Source organism: Pseudoalteromonas luteoviolacea, from assembly GCF_001696455.1.
GTDB classification, from domain to species: Bacteria; Pseudomonadota; Gammaproteobacteria; order Enterobacterales; family Alteromonadaceae; genus Pseudoalteromonas; species Pseudoalteromonas luteoviolacea_C.
On sequence record NZ_MAUJ01000001.1, the window covers coordinates 104,417 to 128,501 of the forward strand.

General features: G+C 42.5%; 22 protein-coding genes. 15 read left to right on the forward strand and 7 right to left on the reverse strand.

From position 1 onward, the window contains the following. Window position 1 precedes the first annotated feature (1 nt). On the reverse strand, window positions 2–214 hold the full coding sequence (locus tag A7985_RS00485; protein WP_063371978.1) for a DUF1414 domain-containing protein: 213 nt from the start codon (window positions 212–214) through the stop codon (window positions 2–4). A gap of 66 nt (window positions 215–280) precedes the next feature. Here A7985_RS00485 and yejK point away from each other — a divergent pair, with 66 nt between their 5' ends. Then, window positions 281–1,291 carry a nucleoid-associated protein YejK gene (gene yejK, locus A7985_RS00490; protein WP_065788491.1) on the forward strand — a complete coding sequence of 337 codons (1,011 nt, stop codon included), beginning with the start codon at window positions 281–283 and terminating at the stop codon, window positions 1,289–1,291. Between the two features lie 27 nt (window positions 1,292–1,318). Here yejK and A7985_RS00495 read toward each other — a convergent pair whose 3' ends face one another. The 3 genes from A7985_RS00495 to A7985_RS00505 are packed head-to-tail and all read right to left on the reverse strand — an operon-like array spanning window position 1,319 to window position 4,640. Beyond that, on the reverse strand, window positions 1,319–2,314 hold the full coding sequence (locus A7985_RS00495) for an LPP20 family lipoprotein (RefSeq protein ID WP_065788492.1): 996 nt from the start codon (window positions 2,312–2,314) through the stop codon (window positions 1,319–1,321). Then, window positions 2,304–2,918, reverse strand: coding sequence for a penicillin-binding protein activator LpoB (locus tag A7985_RS00500; RefSeq protein WP_063382311.1), 615 nt, complete (start codon window positions 2,916–2,918; stop codon window positions 2,304–2,306). The genes A7985_RS00495 and A7985_RS00500 overlap by 11 nt, the downstream gene beginning before the upstream one ends. Window positions 2,919–2,930: 12 nt before the next feature. Then, window positions 2,931–4,640: a hypothetical protein gene (locus A7985_RS00505; protein ID WP_256096627.1), complete on the reverse strand. Its 1,710-nt coding sequence runs from the start codon at window positions 4,638–4,640 to the stop codon at window positions 2,931–2,933. 205 nt (window positions 4,641–4,845) lie between these two features. Here A7985_RS00505 and A7985_RS00510 point away from each other — a divergent pair, with 205 nt between their 5' ends. Together A7985_RS00510 and A7985_RS00515 are read left to right on the forward strand one after the other, a co-directional pair. Further along, complete coding sequence (locus A7985_RS00510) at window positions 4,846–5,424, forward strand: LPP20 family lipoprotein (protein WP_065788495.1); 579 nt, start codon at window positions 4,846–4,848, stop codon at window positions 5,422–5,424. A gap of 45 nt (window positions 5,425–5,469) precedes the next feature. After that, window positions 5,470–6,798: a murein transglycosylase domain-containing protein gene (locus A7985_RS00515; RefSeq protein WP_065788496.1), complete on the forward strand. Its 1,329-nt coding sequence runs from the start codon at window positions 5,470–5,472 to the stop codon at window positions 6,796–6,798. A gap of 318 nt (window positions 6,799–7,116) precedes the next feature. Here A7985_RS00515 and rne read toward each other — a convergent pair whose 3' ends face one another. Further along, window positions 7,117–10,161: a ribonuclease E gene (gene rne, locus A7985_RS00520; protein WP_065788497.1), complete on the reverse strand. Its 3,045-nt coding sequence runs from the start codon at window positions 10,159–10,161 to the stop codon at window positions 7,117–7,119. 546 nt (window positions 10,162–10,707) lie between these two features. On the opposite strand from rne, the gene rluC reads away from it, so the two are divergent. Then, window positions 10,708–11,670 (forward strand): 23S rRNA pseudouridine(955/2504/2580) synthase RluC, encoded by a 963-nt coding sequence (gene rluC, locus A7985_RS00525; protein WP_065788500.1) that lies wholly within the window; start codon window positions 10,708–10,710, stop codon window positions 11,668–11,670. Beyond that, on the forward strand, window positions 11,660–12,301 hold the full coding sequence (locus tag A7985_RS00530; RefSeq protein ID WP_065788502.1) for an HAD-IA family hydrolase: 642 nt from the start codon (window positions 11,660–11,662) through the stop codon (window positions 12,299–12,301). The genes rluC and A7985_RS00530 overlap by 11 nt, the downstream gene beginning before the upstream one ends. Here A7985_RS00530 and A7985_RS00535 read toward each other — a convergent pair. Continuing rightward, on the reverse strand, window positions 12,293–12,877 hold the full coding sequence (locus A7985_RS00535; RefSeq protein ID WP_065788503.1) for a Maf family protein: 585 nt from the start codon (window positions 12,875–12,877) through the stop codon (window positions 12,293–12,295). The two genes, A7985_RS00530 and A7985_RS00535, sit on opposite strands and share 9 nt — an antisense overlap. Before the next feature lie 121 nt (window positions 12,878–12,998). Here A7985_RS00535 and yceD point away from each other — a divergent pair, with 121 nt between their 5' ends. The 9 genes from yceD (at window position 12,999) to mltG (ending at window position 20,164) form a co-directional block, all read left to right on the forward strand. Beyond that, window positions 12,999–13,523, forward strand: a complete 525-nt coding sequence (gene yceD, locus A7985_RS00540) for a 23S rRNA accumulation protein YceD (protein WP_065788505.1) — start codon at window positions 12,999–13,001, stop codon at window positions 13,521–13,523. A 10-nt stretch (window positions 13,524–13,533) separates the two neighbouring features. Continuing rightward, the gene (gene rpmF / locus A7985_RS00545; RefSeq protein WP_023400289.1) at window positions 13,534–13,704 is read left to right on the forward strand and encodes a 50S ribosomal protein L32; all 171 of its coding nucleotides are present in this window, start codon (window positions 13,534–13,536) and stop codon (window positions 13,702–13,704) included. A gap of 11 nt (window positions 13,705–13,715) precedes the next feature. Further along, window positions 13,716–14,762, forward strand: a complete 1,047-nt coding sequence (gene plsX / locus A7985_RS00550) for a phosphate acyltransferase PlsX (protein WP_065788506.1) — start codon at window positions 13,716–13,718, stop codon at window positions 14,760–14,762. 148 nt (window positions 14,763–14,910) lie between these two features. Then, on the forward strand, window positions 14,911–15,837 hold the full coding sequence (gene fabD / locus A7985_RS00555; RefSeq protein ID WP_065788507.1) for an ACP S-malonyltransferase: 927 nt from the start codon (window positions 14,911–14,913) through the stop codon (window positions 15,835–15,837). Between the two features lie 12 nt (window positions 15,838–15,849). Then, window positions 15,850–16,596, forward strand: a complete 747-nt coding sequence (gene fabG, locus A7985_RS00560; RefSeq protein ID WP_081310372.1) for a 3-oxoacyl-ACP reductase FabG — start codon at window positions 15,850–15,852, stop codon at window positions 16,594–16,596. Window positions 16,597–16,805: 209 nt separating this feature from the next. Beyond that, the gene (gene acpP, locus A7985_RS00565; RefSeq protein WP_010374019.1) at window positions 16,806–17,042 is read left to right on the forward strand and encodes an acyl carrier protein; all 237 of its coding nucleotides are present in this window, start codon (window positions 16,806–16,808) and stop codon (window positions 17,040–17,042) included. A gap of 81 nt (window positions 17,043–17,123) precedes the next feature. Beyond that, window positions 17,124–18,362: a beta-ketoacyl-ACP synthase II gene (fabF, locus tag A7985_RS00570; RefSeq protein WP_065788509.1), complete on the forward strand. Its 1,239-nt coding sequence runs from the start codon at window positions 17,124–17,126 to the stop codon at window positions 18,360–18,362. Window positions 18,363–18,422: 60 nt separating this feature from the next. Beyond that, window positions 18,423–19,187, forward strand: a complete 765-nt coding sequence (pabC, locus tag A7985_RS00575; RefSeq protein WP_065788510.1) for an aminodeoxychorismate lyase — start codon at window positions 18,423–18,425, stop codon at window positions 19,185–19,187. After that, window positions 19,184–20,164, forward strand: coding sequence for an endolytic transglycosylase MltG (mltG, locus tag A7985_RS00580; protein WP_065788512.1), 981 nt, complete (start codon window positions 19,184–19,186; stop codon window positions 20,162–20,164). The genes pabC and mltG overlap by 4 nt, the downstream gene beginning before the upstream one ends. Window positions 20,165–20,193: 29 nt before the next feature. Here the strand turns inward: mltG and A7985_RS00585 are convergent, their stop codons facing one another. Continuing rightward, the gene (locus tag A7985_RS00585) at window positions 20,194–21,759 is read right to left on the reverse strand and encodes a polysaccharide deacetylase family protein (protein ID WP_065788513.1); all 1,566 of its coding nucleotides are present in this window, start codon (window positions 21,757–21,759) and stop codon (window positions 20,194–20,196) included. A 379-nt stretch (window positions 21,760–22,138) separates the two neighbouring features. Between A7985_RS00585 and A7985_RS00590 the strand changes: the two genes are divergently transcribed. Continuing rightward, window positions 22,139–24,013 (forward strand): DUF885 domain-containing protein, encoded by a 1,875-nt coding sequence (locus A7985_RS00590; RefSeq protein WP_065788515.1) that lies wholly within the window; start codon window positions 22,139–22,141, stop codon window positions 24,011–24,013. The last annotated feature ends 72 nt before the right edge of the window (window positions 24,014–24,085 follow it).

Below are 24,085 nucleotides of genomic sequence, written 5' to 3' on the forward strand. Positions count from 1 at the left end.
GTTATTTTACCGATTGAATAAGCGCCTTGGCGAAATTTTCAGCAACTTCCTGTCTTTTAGCTTCTGGCACATGTTCTTTTAAAATGTGCGTGATAGAATTTCCTAAACACATTAGACTCAAATCGACAGGTGTTTTGTGCTCTTGGAGTACATTGATTAAACTATCAACAATTTGTTCTACTTGTTCATTGGAATATTTAGACTGAATTGGCATCGGTTGGTTCAAATTAATAGAGTTACAATTCTTCATATTCTAACACCAGAGGCGTTAAAAACAAAGATGAGCATTGAGGTGAAAAAGCTTGTTGTACATTATGTAGACAAGCGTGACGAAGAAACAGAGATCCATTTGCGTGAAGATGAAATGGTGATTAACGATCGTGTAAATGTTTTTATTGAGCAGCTACACCATGCATATAATGGAAAACCTGGTAAAGGGTATTGTGCATTTGATGGCGACAAAAACAGCACGGTAGCTTCAGCTATGCAAAGCTATCGCAATAGTGAGCTCGGTTTTTGGCATATGACACAGCAAGCAACAGAAGTGTTAAAAGAAGAGCTCAATAAATATGCCTTTCATGAGACAGGGTATTTAGTATTTTGCCATTATCAATATGTGGGGTGCGATTATATGTTAATTGCGCAAATCAGTATTAAAGAGCATTACTCTATTACGTCTGAACTGGATTTAGCGAGCTCAAGACACCTCGATATTTCTCGCATGCAATTGGCTGCGCGTATAGACCTCACTGCATGGGACACGCAAGCGGATGAAAATCGATATATCTCATTTATAAAAGGCAGAGCAGGGCGCAAAGTTGCTGATTTCTTTTTAGACTTTCTTGGCTGTGCTGAAGGTGTGGATCCGAAACAACAGTCACAGACGATGCTGCACGCTGTAGAAGACTATTTGTCTGAACAGCAATTTGAAAAGGCAGAGAAAGATGTTATTCGAAAAGAAGTTTTTGACTATTGTAATGATTGTATAAATAGTGGCGAAGATGCCGATATAGAAGGGCTGTCGGACACCCTATCTAAGTCGTCAGAAGTTCAATTTGAAGACTTTTACAAAGAGCAGGGGTACGAACTTGAAGAGTCATTCCCGCTAGATAAAAAGACTGTAACAGCGATGGTGAAGTTCTCTGGTATGGGTGGCGGTGTGAGCGTTGGGTTTGAGCGTAAGCATTTAGGTGAGCGAGTGATTTATGATCCGGTGAGTGACACACTTACAATCAAAGGCATTCCACCGAATTTAAAAGATCAGTTAGAAAAATATTCCCAAGAGAATTAAAAAAAGGCCTTAATGGCCTTTTTTAATTTAAGATTTGCCTGAAACGACAAATTCGGCCAATTGCTGTCCGAGCTTGTCTGCGAGTTTACCCATCGCATTGCTTTTGGCAGTGTCTTTGAAACTAGAAGCCGCTTTTACTTTTGCATTAAAATGCGCCTTTTCTTCACCAGCTTCTGTGATTACTAAAAAGCTCTCCGCAAGACTATAATAGGTGCCTGACTTCTTCATATCTTGCCAGTCCACACGAAATTGCAGGGCAAAATCAGCGCCTTGGTCGGTAATTTTAATACCTTGGCTGGTCAGGGCACGCGCAAGCAGATCCCTTACTTTGTTATGTCCATCATGGTCAGCTGCAATGCTAAAGCTAATGTTATTGAGTATTTCATCAGCTAGCGCTTGTTTGTTGCGAACAGAGGCTGGCATAGTAACATGAGGTGCCTGTAGCATTTGCAAATATTGATTCAGCTTGTCACGCTTAACAACTAACTCTTTTAATGCGACAGCACGCTTCAAGGTCAGCGTTTTATTTCCTACTTGGCTTAAGTTAAATTGCGAAATTTCGTCATCTAGTCCGTTGATAGAAAGTTCGGTTTGCATAACCGCTTCTGTTCTGTTGAATGCGGCTAGTGCATAAGCTGTTTGCTGTTGTGCATTAAAGAACTCATCCTCAATTTTCACGCCTTGCAGTTGAATGTTTGGCACTTTTGATTGAATTAGCTCGTCAATATGAAAAGTCATAGACTTATCATCAGCTTGTTGCTTAATGGTCGTATTTGCGGAAATAGTGACATTAAGCTGTTTTGCAAGTGCCAGACGTGCGGACTCTTGCGCAGCAAGCTTTGCTTGTTGCTTATCACCAGTATTTTGCGCCGTGCCCACACCATAAACTAGGTAACTTGAAGTGGGCGTTACTGAAGTCCACTGAGGCGCTGCGTTTACTTGCGATTGACTAGCCGAGTTAGATTTACAGCCTGTTAATACGGCGACACTTACCAGTGCCGCCAACAGTGATTTAGAAGCCAAAACGTGAACGTTCCTGCAATTTTTGAATTTTCTTTTGTCCATTCCATACCTCACGGTTTGTTGTCATGTCAATTAGGCGCAAGTCAACTTGATAAAAAGTTACTCTGCTGCCACCTTGCTCATCAACAAATGAATTTATGGTGCCAGAAAGCGCATAGTCAGCTCCTTGCTCTTGCCCCATTTCATTTTGCGTTTCTAAGCTTGAGTTAAGCTCTTGGTCTTTTCGCTCATCACGGATCTCACGTCTAACATCTTTGTTAGCGACAAAGTCAGCTTGGCCACTACGCAGAATTGAACGTTTCAGATCGTTTAAGAACGTGTCTACGGCAATATGTTGATGTGACTTATTGCGTACTGACTGAATGATGATAGCAGGTCTCTGACCTTCTTTTTGTAAGTGATCGTTAACCCAAGGGAAACTTAACATGTCATTGATCATGGCTTCTGCAACGAGTTGAGAGTCCTTTCCATTCCATTTGTCAGATAATGCAACCTCTTGATTTGCATCTACTCGTTGTACTTTAGTTGACGAGCAACCTGATACAGCAAGCGTACATGCGATAACGAGTGGTGTGATTTTTAACAAGGTTTTATTACATTTCATAACATTTTTCCATTATAAAAAAGTTGAATCTGGTGCAGTGACTCGTGACTGCTGTAAAAACGTGCGAGTGTGCCAAAGAGTTATATCGTCCGACACATCTACAGCTTCTGACTGCTCGATCACTCTCCCTGTGGTGAGGTGAGTTTTCAAAGTAATTTCGTAAGTACCCTTTGCTAGCGGTAATTGCACATAATTTATTTGCGCTGGGAGCGACTGCCACTGTCTTAGGTCCGCAGAAGCTGTTACGGCGTTAACAACTGAAGTCGCAAATTTAGCAAAGCCTGCGAATGATTGATCTAAGCCTGTTGCATTGATGGTTTTTTGTGCGGTGATTGCTTTGATCATTTCTCTCGTAAGCGCTACTTGTATTTCTGAATTCGCATTTCTTAGTGCGTCTTGCAGGGTTAGTAGACTGACCGAGTATATCTTATCTAGTTCAGCAGCCTTTTTTCCGTTGACCCAGACCTCAGCACTTTTCACTTGTTGCTGTAAAGGTTCCAAGTATGTGACTGAAATTCGACTGCCGTATTCTAAGGCTTGGATCAAGCCAATATCTTCCGCGTCATCCCAAAGAGGGCCTAATGGTATTCGTTTTGTTAGCGCGCCCATGGCAACGTCACCGATATCGCCCATTGCGTAGTTTTGGACTATGTCAAAAATACTGGTATCGGCAAATAGCATTTGAAACCATCTCATTTGCGCCTTACGTTCTTTGGCAGTACCCCAGAGAATTGGCGTCATTACGAGCGCTTTTGCGTCATGATCCGCTTTTAGAAGTAAGTTAAACTCTTTTCGTTGCGGGCCAATACCAACGTTTTGAATGACATTGAGTATAGGCTTTTTCTCAGTGCGAGTTGTTTTACCAATTTTCTTGTTTAATTTGCGGATTTCGCTTTTATAACCACCCGCTTCAGTCATAACTCGGATTAAATCCGCATAAACTTGCGCAATAATTTTTTTGTTATTCAAGTTATATTGCTCTGCGAAGCCATTTTCAAAAGCACTGGCAGCGCGTTGGTATTGAATTCGAGCGGAGTCTAGTTCGTGGCTTCGCTCAAATAGCATGCCACTAATGTAGTGCGCGAAAGCATCATCTTTGTAGTCAATATTGACGAGCAAATCGTTTGGTGCAAACACGGGTTGGAGCATCCTATATATTTGGTTCGTCAAATCGTCAGATGTCGGTTCTGTATCTGATACTCGATCATAGCCGCCAGTTTTATCTTTTAAATTAGCTAAGTAGGTATCAAGTTGTCTCATCTCTACCATAGCTGAATCTAGGAACTGCTGTTTATTGGGACCCGCTCGGTTCGCTAACGCGTTATAGTTGAGTGCCTTGTAGAGGTTGATCAAGGGTCTGTGATAGACCTTGCCAGCATAAGTGGTATAAGTAGGACCACTTACTAAGGCAACTGCCGATTCAACGACACTTACCGTGTACTGCGCTTCTATGATTTCTTGCGCTTCAGCCAACAGTTCGTTACTGCGTTCGTAGTTACCTTGAAGGTGATTAAGCATTCCCAATTCTAAGTAATGCAAAAGTTTACTTTTCCCTGTAGCAGAGTAATCGCTTCTTATCGCTTGTTTTGCGGATTCGAAATTGCCTTGCTGAGCTAAAAGAATCGCGCTTTTGTTCGCAGGCGTAGCTTGGCAGCCTGTTAAGAGCGCGAGCAGTACTAAGCTAGTCGCGAGAAAAAAATGAGAAATAACACTAGATTGCACGTTGACATCCATGACTTGTAAGAAACATATCGGTGACTATACCAAGTAATTCAGTTATATTGTCCCCAAGTTTAAGATTTTTTTAGTTTTTTTAAAGAACAAAGTTGTAAAAAATCGTTCTTACAATTTATTACTGTAATTGGCTCAGCCTTTTGATAAATTTAAATCATCGCTTTAGGCAATTAATCTGACGAAGGAAACCACCATGAAACTTAAATCGCTACTTACTACAGTGCTTGTTACAGGGATATTGGCAGGGTGTAGCTCAACGCAAGAGCAGTCTGCTTCTCAGTCAAAAGTGAATATTCCTGACTGGGTGTTAAACCCGACAATAGAGAACGGGATTGCAGCCGCAGATTGTGTAAAATTTTCTGGTAACATATCTATTGACCAAAAGAGCTCAGTTGCAAATGCTCGTTTAGCACTTGCGCAACAAATTGAAACACGCATCGAAGGTTTAGACAAAACCTTTGCGAATCGCACAGATGCAAACGATGAAACAACAGTTGGTTCAACGTTTAGCTCGGTATCAAAGCAGCTTACAAAGCAAACACTTCGCGGCTCTCGTGTAAACAAAGCAGACGTAGTTGAGATTGCAGGTAAAGACTATTACTGTTCTTTGGTTGTGTTATCACCACAATTAACACATTCTTTGTTTAAAGATGTGATCAAAGAAAGTAAGAAAGACATTAATCCGCAAGACGAAAAGTTTCTTTATCAAGAATTCAAAGCTTACAAAGCAGAGAAAGATCTTGAAAAAGAAATTGCTAGATTGACTAACTAATAAAACGCGCCTTTGGGTGCGTTTTTTGCTTGTAAGGATTAAAAAGTGAAAAAAGTACTAGCATTAACTGTGTTGTCTCAGTTTTTTATTGGGGCTTCTTACGCTGCCAATGCCTCGCCTTTTGACGAATTATCAAAAGAGATGGAAGGTTATGATAGCAAAGAACAAACTTTCCCTGAAAATGCCGCTACTAGAAGTGAATTTGAGCAGTTTAAAGCTGAGCATTTGGGCGAGTATGAGCAATTTGTGGAGCAACACCTTGCTGAATATGACGCGTTCAGAGATGAATTAATCAAACACTGGGGGGAGGCTAAAGTTGCTTCGCGCAGTGAGTATGTCTCTTATTCAGAAGATAACTTATCAAGGCTTGAGATCGATTTTGAGCATAATGAGTTAACTTTGAGTATTCGCCATGTTGACGGTGGCGCGCCATCAGAGTCTGAAATTAAACGCCAGTTTGAGCGTTTTAGACAAGCAGAAAATGCAGTTCTACAGAGCTTTTTGAACGGTGAGCAAGCTAAGCTTGGTGACGCATCTCAAGACGCGTATGAGATAGATCGAAGTCTCAAAGTGAACGCAATTATTGATGCCAAAGCAAAAATAAAACAGCAGACAATTGAGCAAAAGCAGCTATTAGATAAAAAGGCGGATGAGAAGCTCGCACTGGCCAATAGCGATGAAAGTAAAATTGTTGAAAAGCTCAATGAAGACAAAGCTAAGCTTGAGCAGCTGGAAGTTAAACGAATTCAAAATTTGGCGCAGTCAGTCAGACAAATAGCTGGGCAAAATGATGAGAAGGTGACTAAGGTAACAATTAAGCTTCCGCAAGGGAGTCTAGCCAAAAAGCGTGCATCTCATTATACAGAGCATATTTCAAAACAAAGTAAACGTTTTGAAATTGATTCCAGCTTAGTATTGGCTGTGATGCATACTGAAAGCCATTTTAACCCGCTTGCTAAATCTCATATACCCGCATACGGACTGATGCAAGTAGTGCCTACGAGTGCTGGTGTTGACGTAAATCGCTTCTTATTTAAGATTGATGCCCCGATGAGTGCGCCGTACTTATTTGTTGTAAATAATAACATTGAAGCGGGCACTGCCTATTTGCATTTACTCAATGACCGGTATTTACGTAACATCAAAGATCCAGTGAGCAGGAAGTACTGTATGATTGCCGCTTATAACACTGGGGCTGGCAATGTTGCACGTGTATTTAATAGCGATGGCTCTAGAAACATCAATAAAGCTTCGAAGGTTATTAATTCCATGTCACCAGAGCGGGTTTTAGAGGCACTACAAAGTGGCTTGCCTTATGATGAAACTAAGCATTATTTGAAGAAAGTTTTAAAAACTGAAAAGCTCTACATCTAGCGTGTTAATCACCTTTATCTTTGTGTACAGACTGTACGAAACCTACATGGCGTATAGTCTGACAGCACCTTTCTCTCGACACCTCTTTATACTCTGGCGAAGCTTCTATCGCTAGATAAATGCTTTGGTAAGTATCACAGGGTATCTATATTAACTCGTCATATAAGGGCTTTTGGCACTTTTAACTATCTCGCTTTGGTGTCGATATTTAAAGAGGCTTGTTGCAAATGGGGTGGTTTTAATAACGATTAGGGAAATAAAAAGCCGACCACATTAGTAGTCGGCTTTTTTGTGTTGTAACTTGTAATTAATTACTCATTACTCAACAGGTGCAGGAGATGCCATTTGTGCACTTGCACGTGCTGTTGGTGCTTTTGACCCAGCTCCTAGACTGCTAGAACGAATTATCGTACGCAACTCGTCTGGCATTACACTAGGTGTAACCGTGTTCACAGGTTCTTCGCTAGCACTTGCTTTAGTCATAGGAGATGCTGCACTTCTATTAAAGCGAACACGTTCAGCAGCAGGTACTTCAACTTGCTCAACCGCAACAGGCTCAGCAGCAGGTGCTTCAACTTGTTCAACCGCAACAGGCTCAGCAGCAGGTGCTTCAACTTGTTCAACTGCGACAGGCTCATCAGCTGGTGCGTCAACTTGTTCAACTGCAACAGGTTCAGCAGCAGGCGCTTCAACTTGTTCAACCACAACAGGCTCAGCAGCAGGTGCTTCAACTACTTCAACGTTTGCCGTATCAATAACACCTTGTGCCTCAGCTTCTAAAATATCAGCTTGCGCCACTTCTTGTTGAGGTTGGGTATCAGAGGTACGTTGTTGTGCTTCAAACTCTGCCGCAGCCTGATCTGCAACCGGTACAAAAGCAGGAGTTGAAGAACGGTTTGGCCCATCGCTACGCTTGCGACGTTGTCCCGCAGCTCGTAGGTGACGAGGCGAGCGTCTAGAGCGAGTTTTACCTTCACGCTTATCACCAAGTGCATCCTCTTCATTTTGACCTGATTGTGGCTGGTCATTTGATTCTGGCGCTTCAACTGTAGCAACACTTTCTTCTACTTGAGGCTGAGTCTTAACAGTCTCGTTAGTCGTTTCATGTGCTTGCTTCTCAGCTTGAGTCTCGGTTGCCATCTCAGCAGCAGGCTGCTGTTTTGGTTCGGATACAGGGGCAGCTTCAACAGAGGCAACTTGCTCTTTTTTAGCCGGCGCTTCTGGTTCTGTTACGGTTTGCTTAACATCATCATTAGCTTGAACTTGTTGCTGCTCAGTCTCAACTCTTACTTTTTTACGTAGGTTGCGTCTTTGGCGGCGCTGCTTAACAGGCTTCTCTTTTGCTTCCTGTTGCACGTCATCTTTTTGCTCATTTACCGTTGAGTTCTTTGCTTTATCAGCGTCAGAACGTTTACGATTATTTTGGCGACGACGCTTGTTGCGATTCTCGGAGCGCTCTTGAGTGTCATTACGCTCTTTTGATTCGCTTTTTGATGAATCATCTGATGTGTTCAGGTCTTTTTGTGATTCATTACGTCCTTTGCCTTTACGACGCTGGTTACGGCGTCGGTTATCTTGTTTGCCACGACGCTTATTGTGTGTCTTCTTCTCTTCTTCTTTAGGCTGCTCTTCTTCCGCAGAGAATAGACCTTTCAACCAATTGCCAATGCGTGTTAGCAAACTTGCTTTCGGCTCTGTCTCAGCCTTCTTCGACGGTGTTGCTTTTGAAGTCGGTTTGGTCGTTGGGGCCTGAGCTGTAGGTGCCGGAGTTGAAGGTATTGCAACGCCTTTCAAGGCTGGCTCTTCTTTTTGAACGACAGGTGCCATCTGAATTTCAACAGCTTCAGTTTCTGGCTCTGCTATTTGATCATAACTTGCAAGCTCTGGTACATCATCTTTACGAAGTCGAACTACTTCATAATGCGGTGTTTCCAGATGCTGATTCGGAATGATAACGACGTGGCAGTTGTGACGTTTTTCAATGCGTTGAACAGCTCGACGTTTTTCGTTTAGCAAATACGACCCAACTTTGACAGGTACCTGTGCGTTAACCTGCGCAGTGTTTTCTTTTATTGCTTCTTCTTCTATCAATCTCAAGATAGAAAGTGCAATAGACTCATTTGAGCGGATAGTACCTTGCCCGCTACAACGAGGGCAGGTATGTTGACTAGCTTCACCCAGAGAAGGTCTCAGTCGTTGACGGGACATCTCGAGTAAGCCAAAGCGAGAAATTTTACCAATTTGAACACGGGCTCTGTCGGCTCGTACAGCTTCTTTTAAGCGATTTTCAACTTCTCGTTGATGACGTGGAGGCGTCATGTCGATGAAGTCAATCACGATAAGACCACCCAGATCACGCAGTCTCAGCTGTCTGGCGATTTCGTCAGCGGCTTCTAGATTCGTGTTCAGTGCGGTTTCTTCAATGTCGCCACCTTTGGTCGCTTTTGACGAGTTGATGTCAATTGAAGTCAGTGCTTCTGTAGGGTCAATGACAATTGAACCACCAGATGGAAGTCTTACTTCACGTTGGAATGCAGACTCGATTTGGCTTTCGATTTGATAATGAGTGAACAGTGGTACATCATTTTTGTATAGTTTGACGCGATTGATAAAATCAGGTCTATAGCCTTCAATATGCGCTCTTGCTTCATCAAATACGCGTTGTTTATCGATCAGGATTTCACCGATATCACGGCGCAAGTAATCTCGAATGGCTCTGAAAATAACATTACTTTCTTGATGGATCAAAAATGGCGCTTTTCGACTATCAGCGGCTTCTTGAATATTTTGCCAATGTTTAAGTAATGTATTTAAGTCGTACTCAAGCTCTTCAAAAGACTTACCAACACCCGCTGTACGTACGATAAGGCCCATGCCTTTAGGCAGCTTCAATCGGCTCAAAGCTTCTTTAAGTTCAATCCGCTCATCGCCTTCAATGCGTCTTGAAATCCCGCCTGCACGAGGGTTATTTGGCATCAGTACCAAATAACTACCAGCGACGCTGATGAATGTGGTTAAGGCCGCGCCTTTTTGCCCACGTTCCTCTTTGTCTACCTGAACGATCACTTCTTGACCTTCTTGGATCACATCTTTGATGTTAGGGCGGCCATTGAAGGTATACCCTTCTGGGAAGTAAGTTTTAGCGATTTCTTTTAGAGGAAGGAAGCCATGTCGCTCTGCACCGTAATTAACAAATGCAGCTTCAAGTGAGGGTTCGATTCGAGTGATTTTGCCTTTATAAATATTGGCTTTCTTTTGTTCGTGACCAGGGCTCTCTATATCTAAATCATATAGACGCTGGCCATCAACCAGTGCAACGCGCATTTCTTCTTGCTGCGTCGCATTGATTAGCATGCGTTTCATATTGTTATGTACTCTATTTACTTTATTTACCCACCAATTCTTTACTTTATTTTGGTCAGATAAATTTAACTTACACCATTCTTGTGCGCCAATGCAGGCTGTTTATTTTGTTCCTGTTACTGATGCAGTCTCACGACTGGGGAGAAGGGAACTTAGTCTGTTTTAACACTTACTGCCTGATTCATCTCAAAGGCGGGTTAAAAATTAGCTTTCACTTTGCCTACAGAACTCGCTCGGGTTAAACAAACCCGCAAATCTACACAAGACACGATAATTTTGCTTTTATTTACTGGTATGTCGTGTATGGCCGTACTGGATGAACTGTTACACGCTTCACCTTAAGCCAATCACACGTAATAATTGTCTTGGGTCGGAGATAAAAGCTTTGGAAATATTAGCTCTGATCTGTATGATCCTCCACCCAAGATGTGCATCACGACAGTATATTTGCGATAAAAAGCAACGCTCGCAAAGTTTGCGAGGCGATTATCCCACTAATAACTGTGCGATAGCAACTAAATTATTACTCAAATCAGTGATTAGGCAATGTCAGAAAAGAATGCTTTACAAGTTACCTTCGTAACTATCACCGAAGATCAGTTAGGTCAACGAATTGATAACTTTTTGGTAACTCATTTAAAAGGTGTACCAAAAAGCGCCGTTTATAAGATCTTAAGAAAGGGTGAAGTACGCGTTAATAAGAAGCGGGTAAAACCTGTATACAAGTTACAAATTGACGATGTAGTTAGGATCCCACCCATTAAAACGGCGGAAAAGAATGAGTTTGTACCAAAGAATTTGGATAAGGTAGCAAACCTTGAAGATTGCATATTATATGAAGATAAGTATCTGATTGTAATAAATAAGCCTTCTGGTATGGCGGTGCATGGTGGAAGTGGACTGAGCTATGGTCTTATCGAAGCAATTCGTGCGTTGCGCCCACAAGAAAAGTCTTTAGAGTTGGTTCACCGGTTGGATAGGGACACATCAGGGTGTCTGTTGATTTCTAAAAAACGCGCTGTACTTAAAGGTCTCCATGAGCAATTACGTGAAAAAACAATGGAGAAAAATTATTGGGCTTTGGTGGCTGGAGAGTGGTCTGCTAAGCACAAAAATGTAACAGAACCGCTTAGGAAAAATACCTTAAAATCAGGTGAGCGAGTTGTTCGTGTTGACCATGAAGAAGGGAAGGCTTCGCACACCCGGTTTAGAGTTTTGGAACGGTTCCCCGGTGCTACCTTAGTGCAAGCTTCACCTGTTACTGGTCGTACTCATCAGATCCGTGTACACACTCAATGTAAAGGGCATCCAATAGCTTGTGATGATAAATATGGAGATCAGGCTTTTGATGCGCAAATGCGTAAGAAAGGCTTAGGGCGCTTGTTCTTACACGCACGCGAACTGCGTTTTCTACACCCAAAAACAGAAACTACACTCCATGTCGAAGCGCCTCTGGATAAAGCATTGACGGCATGCTTAAACACGTTAAGAGATACTAATGAAGTATAAACTCGTGATACTAGATTGGGATGGGACTGTGATGGATACAGTTCCAAAGATTGTTAACACGATAAATAGGGTAGCTGATCAGTATGCTATCCCAAGAGAAAGCGAAGATGATACTAAAAGTATCATTGGGCTATCTCTAGAGACTGCGCTTGAAACATTGTTTCCTGCGGATGCACATCGTAGTACAGAATTAGCACAGGCATACAAACACATATATAAAGAAGTAGATTCTACACCAACAAAATTGTTCGACGGGGTAGAAAAAGTACTTAAACAACTGGTTGATCAGGGAGTCAAAATAGCGGTTGCAACAGGTAAAAGTCGGCAGGGGTTAAACCGTTTAATGGTTGAAACTGGTCTAGAGAGTTACTTTATAACAACTCGCACCGCAGATGAAGCAGAATCAAAACCAAGCCCTGATATGTTGAATCAAATTATCACCGAGCTCAGTGTCGCGCCTAAAGATGCGGTTATGATTGGTGACACTACAATTGATATGGAAATGGCGCGCCAAGCAGGTATTGACGCGATAGGTGTGACACTTGGCGTTGCAACGAGTGAGCAACTTGAAGCGACATCAGCAATGTTTATCGCCGATGAGTTTGAGCAACTGATCGAAGGCTTAACCTAAAACATCTATACCAAAGTCCGCCAGCGACTTTGTTAATTCGATAAGGGGAAGGCCAATCAACGTATTTGGGTCCTCTCCTTCAAGCCTTTCAAACAAGCAAATACCCAGCCCCTCACTTTTAAAACTGCCTGCGCAGTTATAAGGCGCTTCTTTGTCTAAATAGTTTGATATTTGAGATTGAGATAGGTGTCTAAAATGTACATGAAACGGGACTACCTTTGTAATGCTTTTATTTTCTTCAATTGAATAGAGACTAAGTCCAGTATAAAAGGTCACAGTTTGTCCACTAAACATGCTTAGCTGCGCTATGGCGTTTTCTTTCGTATGAGGTTTGCCCAAAATCTGGTTATTAAATACAGCAACTTGGTCAGAGCCAATCACTAAGCCTTTATTATATCTAGAAAGTGCAGATCTCGCTTTAACATCACTGAGACGTTTTACTAATTCTAGAGGTGTTTCACCTGCAATGGGGGATTCGTCGATATCCGGTGAAAAATGTTCAAAAATAAGACCGAGTTTTTTTAAAATTTGCTGCCTAAAAGGTGAGCTAGAGGCTAATATAAGGGGTGTGTTCATTTGCCTATTGGACCCTGAAGTAAAGAATTCACACAAGGATAAGCGTTAGTAGGCGAAAAACAATAGGAAAGTTTATTTTTACTTTGACTAAACCACTAACAATCTATATGATGCAGCCCCTATGCAAAAGGTGAAAATTCCCATCACTCTTGATCCAGGCAGGGCAGCACAGCGCCGAGCTAGTTATGACGGCATTGTGAAGCTTGAAGAACTTTCTCGACTGCAGCAAGTTGTGCAGGATCAGGTAGGTGAAATAGCGGTAACTATTCATTGCGATATTGATCAGCAAGGTCTGGTGGTTGTTCGAGGCTCAGCTCGAGCTAAACTGACTACGGTGTGTCAGCGTTGTAATGATGAATTAGGGTTGGATTTGGCTCAAGACTTTGCGTATTCGCCAGTCGGATTAGGTGCAGAGTCGGAAGATCTTCCTGAAAGCTACGATGTGGTGGAGTTAGATGAAGAAGGTGAAATCAATCTTCGACAATTGATTGAAGATGAATTGATTTTAGCGATTCCAATAGTTCCTATGCATGATGAAGCTTCATGTTCTTTTTCCGATAAGCCCGTAAGCTTTGGTGAAATTGAAGCAGAAGAAACTAAACCAAATCCATTTGAGATTTTAAAACAACTTAAGAAAGATTCTTAGGAGAAGGCTAATGGCGGTACAAAAAAGCAAAGTGACACGTTCACGTCGTGGCATGCGTCGTTCACACGATGCTATCAGCGGACCAGCTTTAACTGTAGACCAAGTTTCTGGTGAGACTCATCGTCGTCACCACGTAACTGCTGATGGTTACTACAAAGGCGTTAAAGTAATTTCTAAGTAAGAGATTGCTTGATGCTGACTAATCTAACCATTGCGTTAGATATGATGGGGGGCGATTACGGCCCCCGTTCATCTATTCCAGCGGCGATTCTTGCCGTGCAAAAATATCCCAACTTAACTTTATTACTGTGTGGTAATGAAGATGTCTTGCGCCAAGCATTACAAAAAGAAAACCACCTCGATCACCCTAGACTAATCATCAAGCATAGCGAGCAAGTTGTTACCAACAATTGCGAACCTGCACATGCGTTAAGAAATAAAAGAAATTCTTCAATGCGTATTGCGCTTGATTTAGTTAAATCTGGCCAGGCACAAGCGTGTGTAAGTTCCGGAAATACTGGTGCACTGCTGTCTATGGCGCATTATGTATTGAAAATGCTCCCTGGTATTAAGCGACCTGCACTGATCACCTCAATGCCAACAGAAAAAAAGCAACCTGTGTACTTGTTAGATCTTGGAGCAAATGTTTTGTGTGATCCTGAGACTTTGTTTCAGTTCGCGATAATGGGCTCGATTGTGGCAGGCGAAGCACTAGATAAAGCGCAGCCAAAGGTAAGCTTGTTGAACATAGGTGCTGAAGATATAAAAGGGCACGATGGCATTAAACAAGCGGCAAAATTAATGTGTGAGTGTGAGCACATTAATTATCAAGGATATTGTGAGGGCAGTGATATCTTTTCTGGGAAATCAGATGTTATCGTTTGTGAGGGGTTCGTTGGCAATATCGCACTTAAAACTTGTGAAGGAATTGCCAAACTTATCATGCTAAAATTCACGAATGCACTCAAAAAACACTTTTTTTACAAGGTTCTTGCATTTTTACTACGCCCGGTGATAAAAAAACTCTATAAAAAGGTGAACCCCGACCAGTATAACGGGGCAAGTCTGGTAGGATTGCGTGGTATTGTCGTTAAAAGTCATGGAAATGCTTCGAATAAGGCATTTTTAGCAGCGATCGACGAAGCTGTTAGAGAGGTTAATCGACGCATTCCCGAAAAAATACAGACTGCTTTCGAAAAAATGGCAAAGAAAGAAGAGGCTTCAGCCAGTCAGCATTAATCATAATGACTGCGCCGATGCGCATTGTCGTGAAAGTTGAGTCTTCATAGATAATAGTCTAAACCATACAGCGCATAGTTGCCGCCTGCCTTACCGCGTGCAATTTGGCTGGTATGTAAATTGAAAGAACGAGTTAAAAGAGCATCGTATGTCACAAAAAATAGCTTTACTTTTCCCCGGCCAAGGCTCACAGAGCGTTGGCATGCTGTCAGAGTTATTAGAGTCTTCAGAGGTAGTACAGAAGACTTTTGCTGAAGCGTCAGAGGCGCTTGGATATGATCTACAGGCTTTGGTGTCGAATGGCCCTGAAGAAGAGTTAAATCAAACACACAGAACACAACCTGCTTTGTTAACGGCAAGTGTAGCGATTTTCCGTCATTGGGCGACTAAAAATGTTGATGCTGAGCTAGTATTAGCGGGTCACAGTTTGGGAGAGTATTCGGCGTTGGTATGTGCTGAAGTTATTTCTCTAGCAGAAGCTGTAAAACTAGTTGAAAAACGCGGCATTTATATGCAAGAAGCAGTGCCAGCTGGTACAGGCTCAATGGCTGCGATTATTGGCTTGGATGACGACACAATTGCAAAAGTGTGTAGTGATACAGCCCAAGGCGATGTTGTTTCACCGGTAAACTATAACTCACCAGGTCAAGTTGTGATTGCAGGCCATAAAGCCGCTGTTGATCGTGCAAGTGAAGCTTGCAAAGAAGCTGGTGCGAAGCGTGCGTTACCTTTGGCTGTCAGTGTGCCTTCACACTGCGAGTTGATGAAACCTGCAGCTGAGCGTTTAGCCGCAGACTTAGCATCACTAGAATTCTCAGAGCCTAAATATCCCGTTATTAATAACGTCGATGTTGCAGTAGCTAAAAGCGCAACAGAAATTAAAGATGCACTAGTAAGGCAGCTGTTTAGCCCAGTACGCTGGACTGAAACAGTGCAAAAACTTGCTGCGGATAATGTGACTACTGCTTATGAATTTGGCCCAGGCAAAGTTCTAACAGGGTTAGCGAAACGAATTGATAAATCAGTTAAATGTGCTGCTGCTAATGATATAGCTTCAGTGGATAGTGCGGAATAATAGAGAAGAAAAATGTCAAATATATTTGATTTACAAGGTAAAATTGTTCTAGTTACCGGTGCTAGTAGAGGTATTGGTAAGTCAGTTGCTCAAACACTTGTCGCGCAAGGTGCGACAGTACTAGGCACAGCCACAAGTGATTCTGGTGCAGAAAGAATCAGTGAGTACCTAGGTGAAAACGGTAAAGGTTACAAACTAAATGTGACGGACGTTGAGTCGATTGAAGCTGTATTGAAGCAGATCAAAGCTGATTTTGGTGATATTGATGTACTAGTAAACAACGCTGGCATTACACGTGATAACCTACTTATGCGAATGAAAGACGATGAGTGGACGGATATTATTGACACTAATTTAAGTGCAATCTATCGTTTATCAAAAGCGGTACTTCGCCCGATGATGAAGAAGAAATCTGGTCGTATTATCAATATAGGCTCTGTAGTGGGTACTATGGGTAATGCGGGTCAGGCAAACTATGCAGCAGCGAAAGCAGGTGTTATTGGTTTTTCTAAGTCTTTGGCGCGTGAAGTTGCGTCTCGTGGCATTACAGTTAACGTTATCGCACCAGGTTTTATCAAAACGGACATGACAGACGAGCTAACTGATGAACAAAAAGCGGCAACGCTTGCAAATGTTCCAGCGGGTCGTTTAGGTCAACCGGAAGAGATTGCAGCGGCAGTGGCATACTTAGCTTCAGATGCAGCAGCTTACATCTCTGGTGAAACGTTGCATGTAAATGGTGCGATGTACATGGTTTAAAGATTACAATTTAATTTAATTTTTTGTGATCTTGCCGCAAACAAGCTTGATATTGGCCTTAAAATAGGCGATAAAGTTAAAAAATATTTCGTAACAGGTTTGACCAGATAAAAAAGTCATAGTCAATCCTTGAATCAATACATGATGCGCCGTAAACTACGCCGCAATCTGAAAATTAACGCAAAAGCGTTTTAATAAAGGAAAGAAGAATGAGCGACATCCAAGAACGCGTAAAAAAAATCATCGTTGAACAACTAGGTGTTAAAGAAGAAGAAGTTAAGTCAGAAGCGTCTTTCGTAGACGACCTAGGCGCTGATTCTCTTGATACTGTTGAGCTAGTAATGGCTCTAGAAGAAGAGTTCGACACTGAGATCCCTGATGAAGAAGCTGAGAAAATCACTACTGTTCAGGCAGCGATCGACTACGTTACTGCTCACGCTGAGTAATTAACGGACCTGAAGGGCAGCACTCGCTGCCCTCATTCATTCTACCCCCGCAAAATTTCAAATCCCTTTTTGGAGGAAACCGTGGCTAAACGTCGAGTCGTAGTAACTGGCTTAGGTATGTTGACGCCGCTAGGTAATGATGTGCAGTCAACCTGGCAAGGCCTGTTAGAAGGTCGCAGTGGCATTTCAAATATCACGCATTTTGATACATCGAGTTTTGGAACTAAGTTTGCTGGCTTAGTTAACGACTTTGATGCGACAGAATACATGTCCAAAAAAGACACAAAAAAAATGGACTTGTTTATTCAGTATGGTATCGCAGCTGGTGTCCAAGCATTAAAGGATTCAGGTTTAGAGATAACTGAACAAAACGCTGGCCGTGTCGGTGTGGCAGTTGGTTCAGGTATTGGTGGTCTAACACTTATCGAAGAAAACCACCACAAATTAATTGCAAGCGGTCCTCGCAAGCTTTCACCTTTTTATGTGCCTTCGACAATCATTAATATGATTTCAGGTCATCTATCCATTATGCATGGACTGAGAGGCCCGAATATCTCTATCGTGACGGCTTGTACAACGGGCTTGCATAACATTGGTCATGCGGCACGTATGATTGCTTATGGCGATGCTGATGCAATGGTCGCAGGTGGTGCAGAAAAAGCATCAACCCCAATTGGAATGGGTGGATTTAGTGCAGCTCGTGCGCTTTCTACACGTAATGACGACCCACAAGCAGCTTCTCGTCCTTGGGACAAAGATCGCGATGGTTTTGTGCTAGCAGACGGTGCCGGTGTCATTGTACTGGAAGAGTATGAACATGCGAAAGCACGTGGTGCGAAGATTTATGCAGAACTTGTAGGCTTCGGTATGAGTGGTGATGCGTACCATATGACATCTCCACCAGAAGATGGCTCTGGTGCTGCACTTGCGATGGAAAATGCATTAAACGATGCAGGTGTCAATGCTGAGCAAATTGGTTATATCAACGCTCATGGTACATCAACACCTGCAGGCGATATTGCTGAGACTTCAGCAGTAAAATCAATTTTTGGTGATGCAGCAAATAATGTGATGGTTAGCTCATCCAAATCAATGATGGGTCATCTATTAGGTGCAGCAGGTTCAGTTGAGTCGATTATCAGTATCCTGTCTTTGGTAGATCAGAAGGTTTCTCCGACGATTAACCTAGATAACCCTGATGAAGGCTGTGATTTAGACTATGTTCCGCATACAGCAAGAGATGCAAAGCTAGATTATGCTCTGTGTAACTCGTTTGGTTTTGGTGGAACAAATGGCTCACTGTTATTTAAAAAGATTTAATTAAATAACTTGAATAGAATAAGCCTGGCATTGCCGGGCTTTTTTATTTTTGGGGGACGCATGGATATAAGTCATAGAGACCGTGGTTTAAATTATGGAGATGGTTTCTTTACAACTGTAAAAGTTGACTCAGGTGAACTGTCGCTATGGGACTATCACGTTGCACGGCTCCAAGAGTGCGAGCAAAGGTTGGGTTTTCCACCTTTGGACTACAGGAATTTGACTAATCAATGTATCGAAATTGCTAAGCAACGTGAGTCAGGTTTCTTAAAGGTATTGATTACTAGAGGCTGCGGTGGAAGAGGGTACGGAGTACCTGAAGAGCCATGCCCAGAAATCGTTATTACACAAGGGGGCATTCCTACTCACTACCAAGATTGGCAAATCAAAGGTGTATCACTTGATTACAGCGAGATCCAACTTGGACACCAACCCTTGTTCGCCGGACTTAAAACGCTAAATCGCCTAGAGCAAGTAATGATTAAGCAAGCTGCGCGAAAAAACTCATCTGACGATGTACTGGTTGAAGATATTTCGGGTCATGTGATTGAAAGTTCGGCAAGTAATATTTTGGTTGTTAAAAATGGCATTATGCGTACACCAAAGTTGGATATGTGCGGTATTTCTGGTGTGTATTTACGTCACCTTTGTAATCACAATGAGATATTAGAAGGCAGGCTCAAACGGGCAGATCTTGCTCAGGCAGATGTAATCTTTATATGTAATAGCTTGATGGGGCTGGTGCCTGTAAAGGCGCTAGACAAACAAGTATTTGATGTGCAAACTGCTTTGCAATTAAAAGAAGAGATAGATCCGTCAAAATGATCCGCTATTTGTTGGTTGCCATTGTATTGGTAACATCCATTACGATTTACTCAGGCTATATATTGTTTGATAAAGTGCACAGTGAACCACTATCCCTCGATAAACAATATGTGCAAATAGAAACTGGACAAACATTTAATCGGCTGTGTGCTAAGTGGCAAGCGGAGCAGGCGCTCAGCAGTTGTTGGCCATATAAAATATATAGCAAATTTTACCCCAATAGGTTTACGCTCAAAGCGGGAGTATATGATCTCTCGTCGCAAACGGTGATGTCTGCGATCATCAGAATAAATAGGGGGATTAAAGCTGATTTCACATTTACCATTATTGAGGGGGAAAGTTACAGCGCCATAATAGAAAAGCTGCAAGGGAGTGATTTTCTCATTTTCGATATACCAAATATGGATGTTAACTCTCACTTTCAATTTGGTAATGCCCACCCTGAGGGGTGGTTATTTCCCGAAACGTACCACTATGAAGGTGGGACTAACGCATCCGCATTGATCTCTAGAGCGCATAGTAAAATGAAGCGGCTATTAGATGACGTTTGGACGAAAAGAGCGCCTGAGATCCCGCTTAAAAACAAATATGAGGCGTTAATTCTGGCGTCAATAATCGAAAAAGAATCGGGCAAGGCAGCAGAGCGAGCCACGATTTCTTCTGTATTTCACAATCGTTTAAATAAAGGAATGCGGCTACAAACGGATCCAACCGTCATTTATGGCTTGGGAGAGCGGTATCAGGGAGATATTAAGCGGGTTCATTTAAAAGAACATACGCCTTATAACACGTATCGCATAGATGGACTGCCGCCAACACCTATTGCGATGCCTTCAAAAGACGCCTTACTGGCTGCTGTAAAGCCAAAGGTGACGGACTATTTTTACTTTGTCTCTAAGGGAAATGGTGAACACCACTTTTCTAAATCTTTGCAAGAGCACAATAGAGCTGTACGAAAATATATATTAAATAAGTGATAAAAGCCGCCAACAGGCGGCTTTTTAAATTACTTTTTCGTAAACTCGACGGTGAGCTTTTGATTGGCAGTAAGGTTTTTGAAGGTGTATTCATTAATCGCACCTAAGCTTACGCCATTCACTGTTACACTTTCTATTTTGGCATTTGCCGCAGCTTTAAAGTAGAAAGTTTGTTCTTTATTCGCGTCAAGTAACACATCTCCAAACGTATCACCAGCAGGGGTGACAGAGCCCAAATGTGAAACTTTATTTGCTTGTTCTTTGGTAATTAATTTCCATGGGTCGTAATCAACAGCAAGCGTCCCCGGCGCTGAGTCAGCATACCACTTGGCCTCGTAATATTTACCGTCATAATAGACCTGTGCGCCTTTTTGATAAATATTACCTTGTGTGTAAGTAGGGCTGGCGCCAATGCTCTGCACAGTCACAACTTTACCATTATTCAGTGGTTTGGGATTTCTCATCCACTCAACAATGTCTTTGAATGGGACGATACGTACTACTGATTGCCCATTCACTTTTAAGCTTAGCGCATATTGGATAAACTCTTCGATAGCTTGCTGACGCTCGATGTAAGTGGTCGCTCGCCCGCCTTTGTCATACTCCGGCGCATAAATATTAGCGTGCGCTCCATATAAGAGTGGCGAGCGGTTACCCTCTAGCCTTAAGTGCAGATTGTGTTTCAAAATCGCAAGTACTTCATCTTTACTCATAGCACTGCCAACCCACATATTGGTGTCAAACGCCACCATTTTTCCGCCGAACGGTTTTTCAAAGACATTTGAAGGTAATTGCCATAGACCCGCAAAATTGCCTACATCGGGCTTACCAACGCGCTGGGTGGGTGTGCCATTGTTCATAGTATAGGGCCATGGGTTATTGGTTCCGTTGTATTGATTACCCCAGCCTTCTTCAATGCTGGTGTCGTACACAAAATTACCTTTCACCAACGCTGCGAAAAGGGCGTTATTGTGATTGAGATAAGGAGTTCTAAAACCAATAATTTCGCTTTGAGGTATGCCTGGGCCTGCGGTGTCATTGGCACCGGTATCCAACTCATTCGGGTCAAAAGGCTTACTTAACCAAGTTTGTGTAATATTCAGTTCTTCAGTCCATTCTTGCTCAGAAAAGTTGTTTGTATCAGGGCCGCCATCTCTATGGCTCCATGTATGATTGCCAATTTCATGGCCGTCTAACCATGCTTTTCGCCAAGCATGCTTAACACCGACCGGATCGTTTGCGATCGACTCTATGTAAGATGGTGTGTTGAAAAAACTAAACCTGACCGGTGCACCATCAAATGTCGCAGGGTTATTGGCAGTGTTTGCATTTTTGAGTTGTCGGGTAAAGTTAATGATCCAGTCCATGCCCTCTTTTGAGCCGTTGTCATCAAAACCTATTGATATAAATAGCGGTACTTGCACTGGCCTCAATTGTGATGGCGGCATTTGGCTCCAAGGCTGATTATCAGAGTAATCGTATTGTACGGACTGCAAGGCATTGCTGCCTTGTGAATGCGCCCCTTGCGCAAGTGCGCTTGTGGCAGTAGAAATGCACGCGATAATCCCAAGAGTGACAGAGGTGAGCTTAAACATCTTTATAATTTCCTTAGTTACGACCCTAAGTGCAAATCACATTAAAATTTGCAATAGGGCAATGAGTTTTTGCATTAGTTTTCGGAAATTAATGTACCTAAAAAGACATTTATCATTCTTTGATTGAGCGCATGGAATTGATGGGGGTCTTCGACTGATTTTATTTATAAGTAATAAATTCAGAGTCTTGTATGGATTTGTTTGAGCTTAGTAAAAATATAATAAAGCCTAATGGATTTGCTATTGTTGCTTATTATGTAACACGTATTTATCGGTGTTAAGCTGCGATATAATACTTGTCTCATATAGCTGTATATTGTCTACAAATATGGTATTTCTGTAGCCAAAATATTGTTAAATATACTCTGGAGTAGCTCACATGAAAAAGCTAAATGCACTCGCTTTAGCGGTAATGGTTGGTCTAACAGGATGTGCACAAGAAACCACATCGAATAAAGTTGGCAGTAGTAATGAAGTATCATCGCAGCCATCACTTAGTCGTCAAGACGTTGATAAAGTGGTCGAACAATATACGCGAGCGTTTATTACTCATCAGCCCACGCTGGCAACGTCACTAAAATTAGACAGCACAGATTACGGTGCATACGCAAACAAATTGCCGGATTACTCCGTGGCCGGTATGCAGGCCTTGCAAATTGATATGGCGCGTGCTGCTGAGCAACTTAAACAGCTTCAATCTGCTAAGTTAGCAGATAAGGACTTGTTGCATGTGCAGGTAAACGAGGTTATTGCGCGCTATTATGCAGGTGACAAAGTGTTTGCCGCGGGTTACGTGGATACGTGGGGTGGGCACTTACCCTACATCGTGAACCAGATTTCCGGGCCACTTATGGATGTCCCTGGTGTGCTGCAAAACCAACATGGCGTTGAAAACGAAGCCGATGCGAAGGCTTATGTCGAACGTCTAGCGGCATTTGCGTCTATGGTGGACCAAGTAAAAGAAAAAGTGCTTGCTGACGCGAAACGCGGCGTTATTCTTCCTAAGCCTCTGTTTCCAAATACACTCGCGTATTTAAATAGTTACACTCAGCCTGCAGCAAATGCGCATGTCCTGGTGACCTCCTTTGAGGACAAGTTAGCGGGTCTTGAAGACTTGAGTGAGCAGGCCAAACAAGGTTATGTAAAAGCAGCCTCTAACGTAATGATGGAGAAGGTCTATCCGGCATTCAAACGCATTGCGAGTGAAATGAAAATACTTGAACAACAGGCATCTGACAAGGTAGGTATTTGGGCCCAACCAAATGGTGAAGCGTTTTACCAACATGCCATCACTTATTTGGCTGACTCGGACATGAGCGCTGAGCAAATTCATGAAGTCGGTTTGGCTGAAGTGGAGAGAATATCCGAGAGAATGGATGAAATTTTACGAGCAAATGGTTACACCAAAGGTTCTGTCAGTGAACGTATGCAGCAGCTTAACGAAGAGCCTCGCTTTTTATTTGCAGATAGTGATGAAGGTCGTCAAGAGTTACTCGAATTCTTAAGAGGCGAAATTAAAGTTATCAATGAAAAAGCACCGCAATATTTCTCAACGTTGCCGCCACAAAAAGTCGAAGTGAAACGTATCCCTGTCGAAGTTGAAGCTGGTGCCCCGGGCGGCTACTATTATGGCCCTTCATTAGATGGTAGTCGACCAGGTGTTTTTGCGATCAACCTTAAAGATATGAAAGCGGTCCCGAGTTTTGGTTTGAAAACGCTTACTTACCATGAGGCCGTGCCTGGTCACCATTTCCAAATAGCACTCAATATGCTCCAAACGGACATTGGCCTAATGAGACAAAATGCGTCTTTTAATGGTTATATCGAGGGCTGGGCACTTTATTCAGAGTTATTGGCATACGAAATGGGTATGTACGAAAATGACCCATTTGGAGATTTAGGTCGTTTACAAGCTGAAGCCTATAGAGCGGCGCGCTTGGTCGTTGATACTGGACTGCACTATAAAAAATGGAGTAGAGAAGAAGCTATCGCTTACTTTGCTGAAGCAACGGGCTCAGCAATGAGTGATGTTGTACCAGCCATTGACCGATATATCGCTTGGCCGGGTCAGGCTTTAGGTTACAAGCTTGGTATGTTGAAATTCGAAGAGCTCAGAAAAGACGCACAACAGGCACTGGGTGATAAATTTGATATGACGTCATTCCATGATGAGATTTTGTTAAAAGGCGCTCGTCCGCTCGCTTTGGTTGAAAAAGACATCGCGCGCTGGGTAGAAAAGCGCAAAGCGATGTAAAAACCTTTCTTTTAAAAGGGCCAAAGGCCCTTTTTCTCTAAACCTTCTTGCATTTGGTACAAATTGGTACAC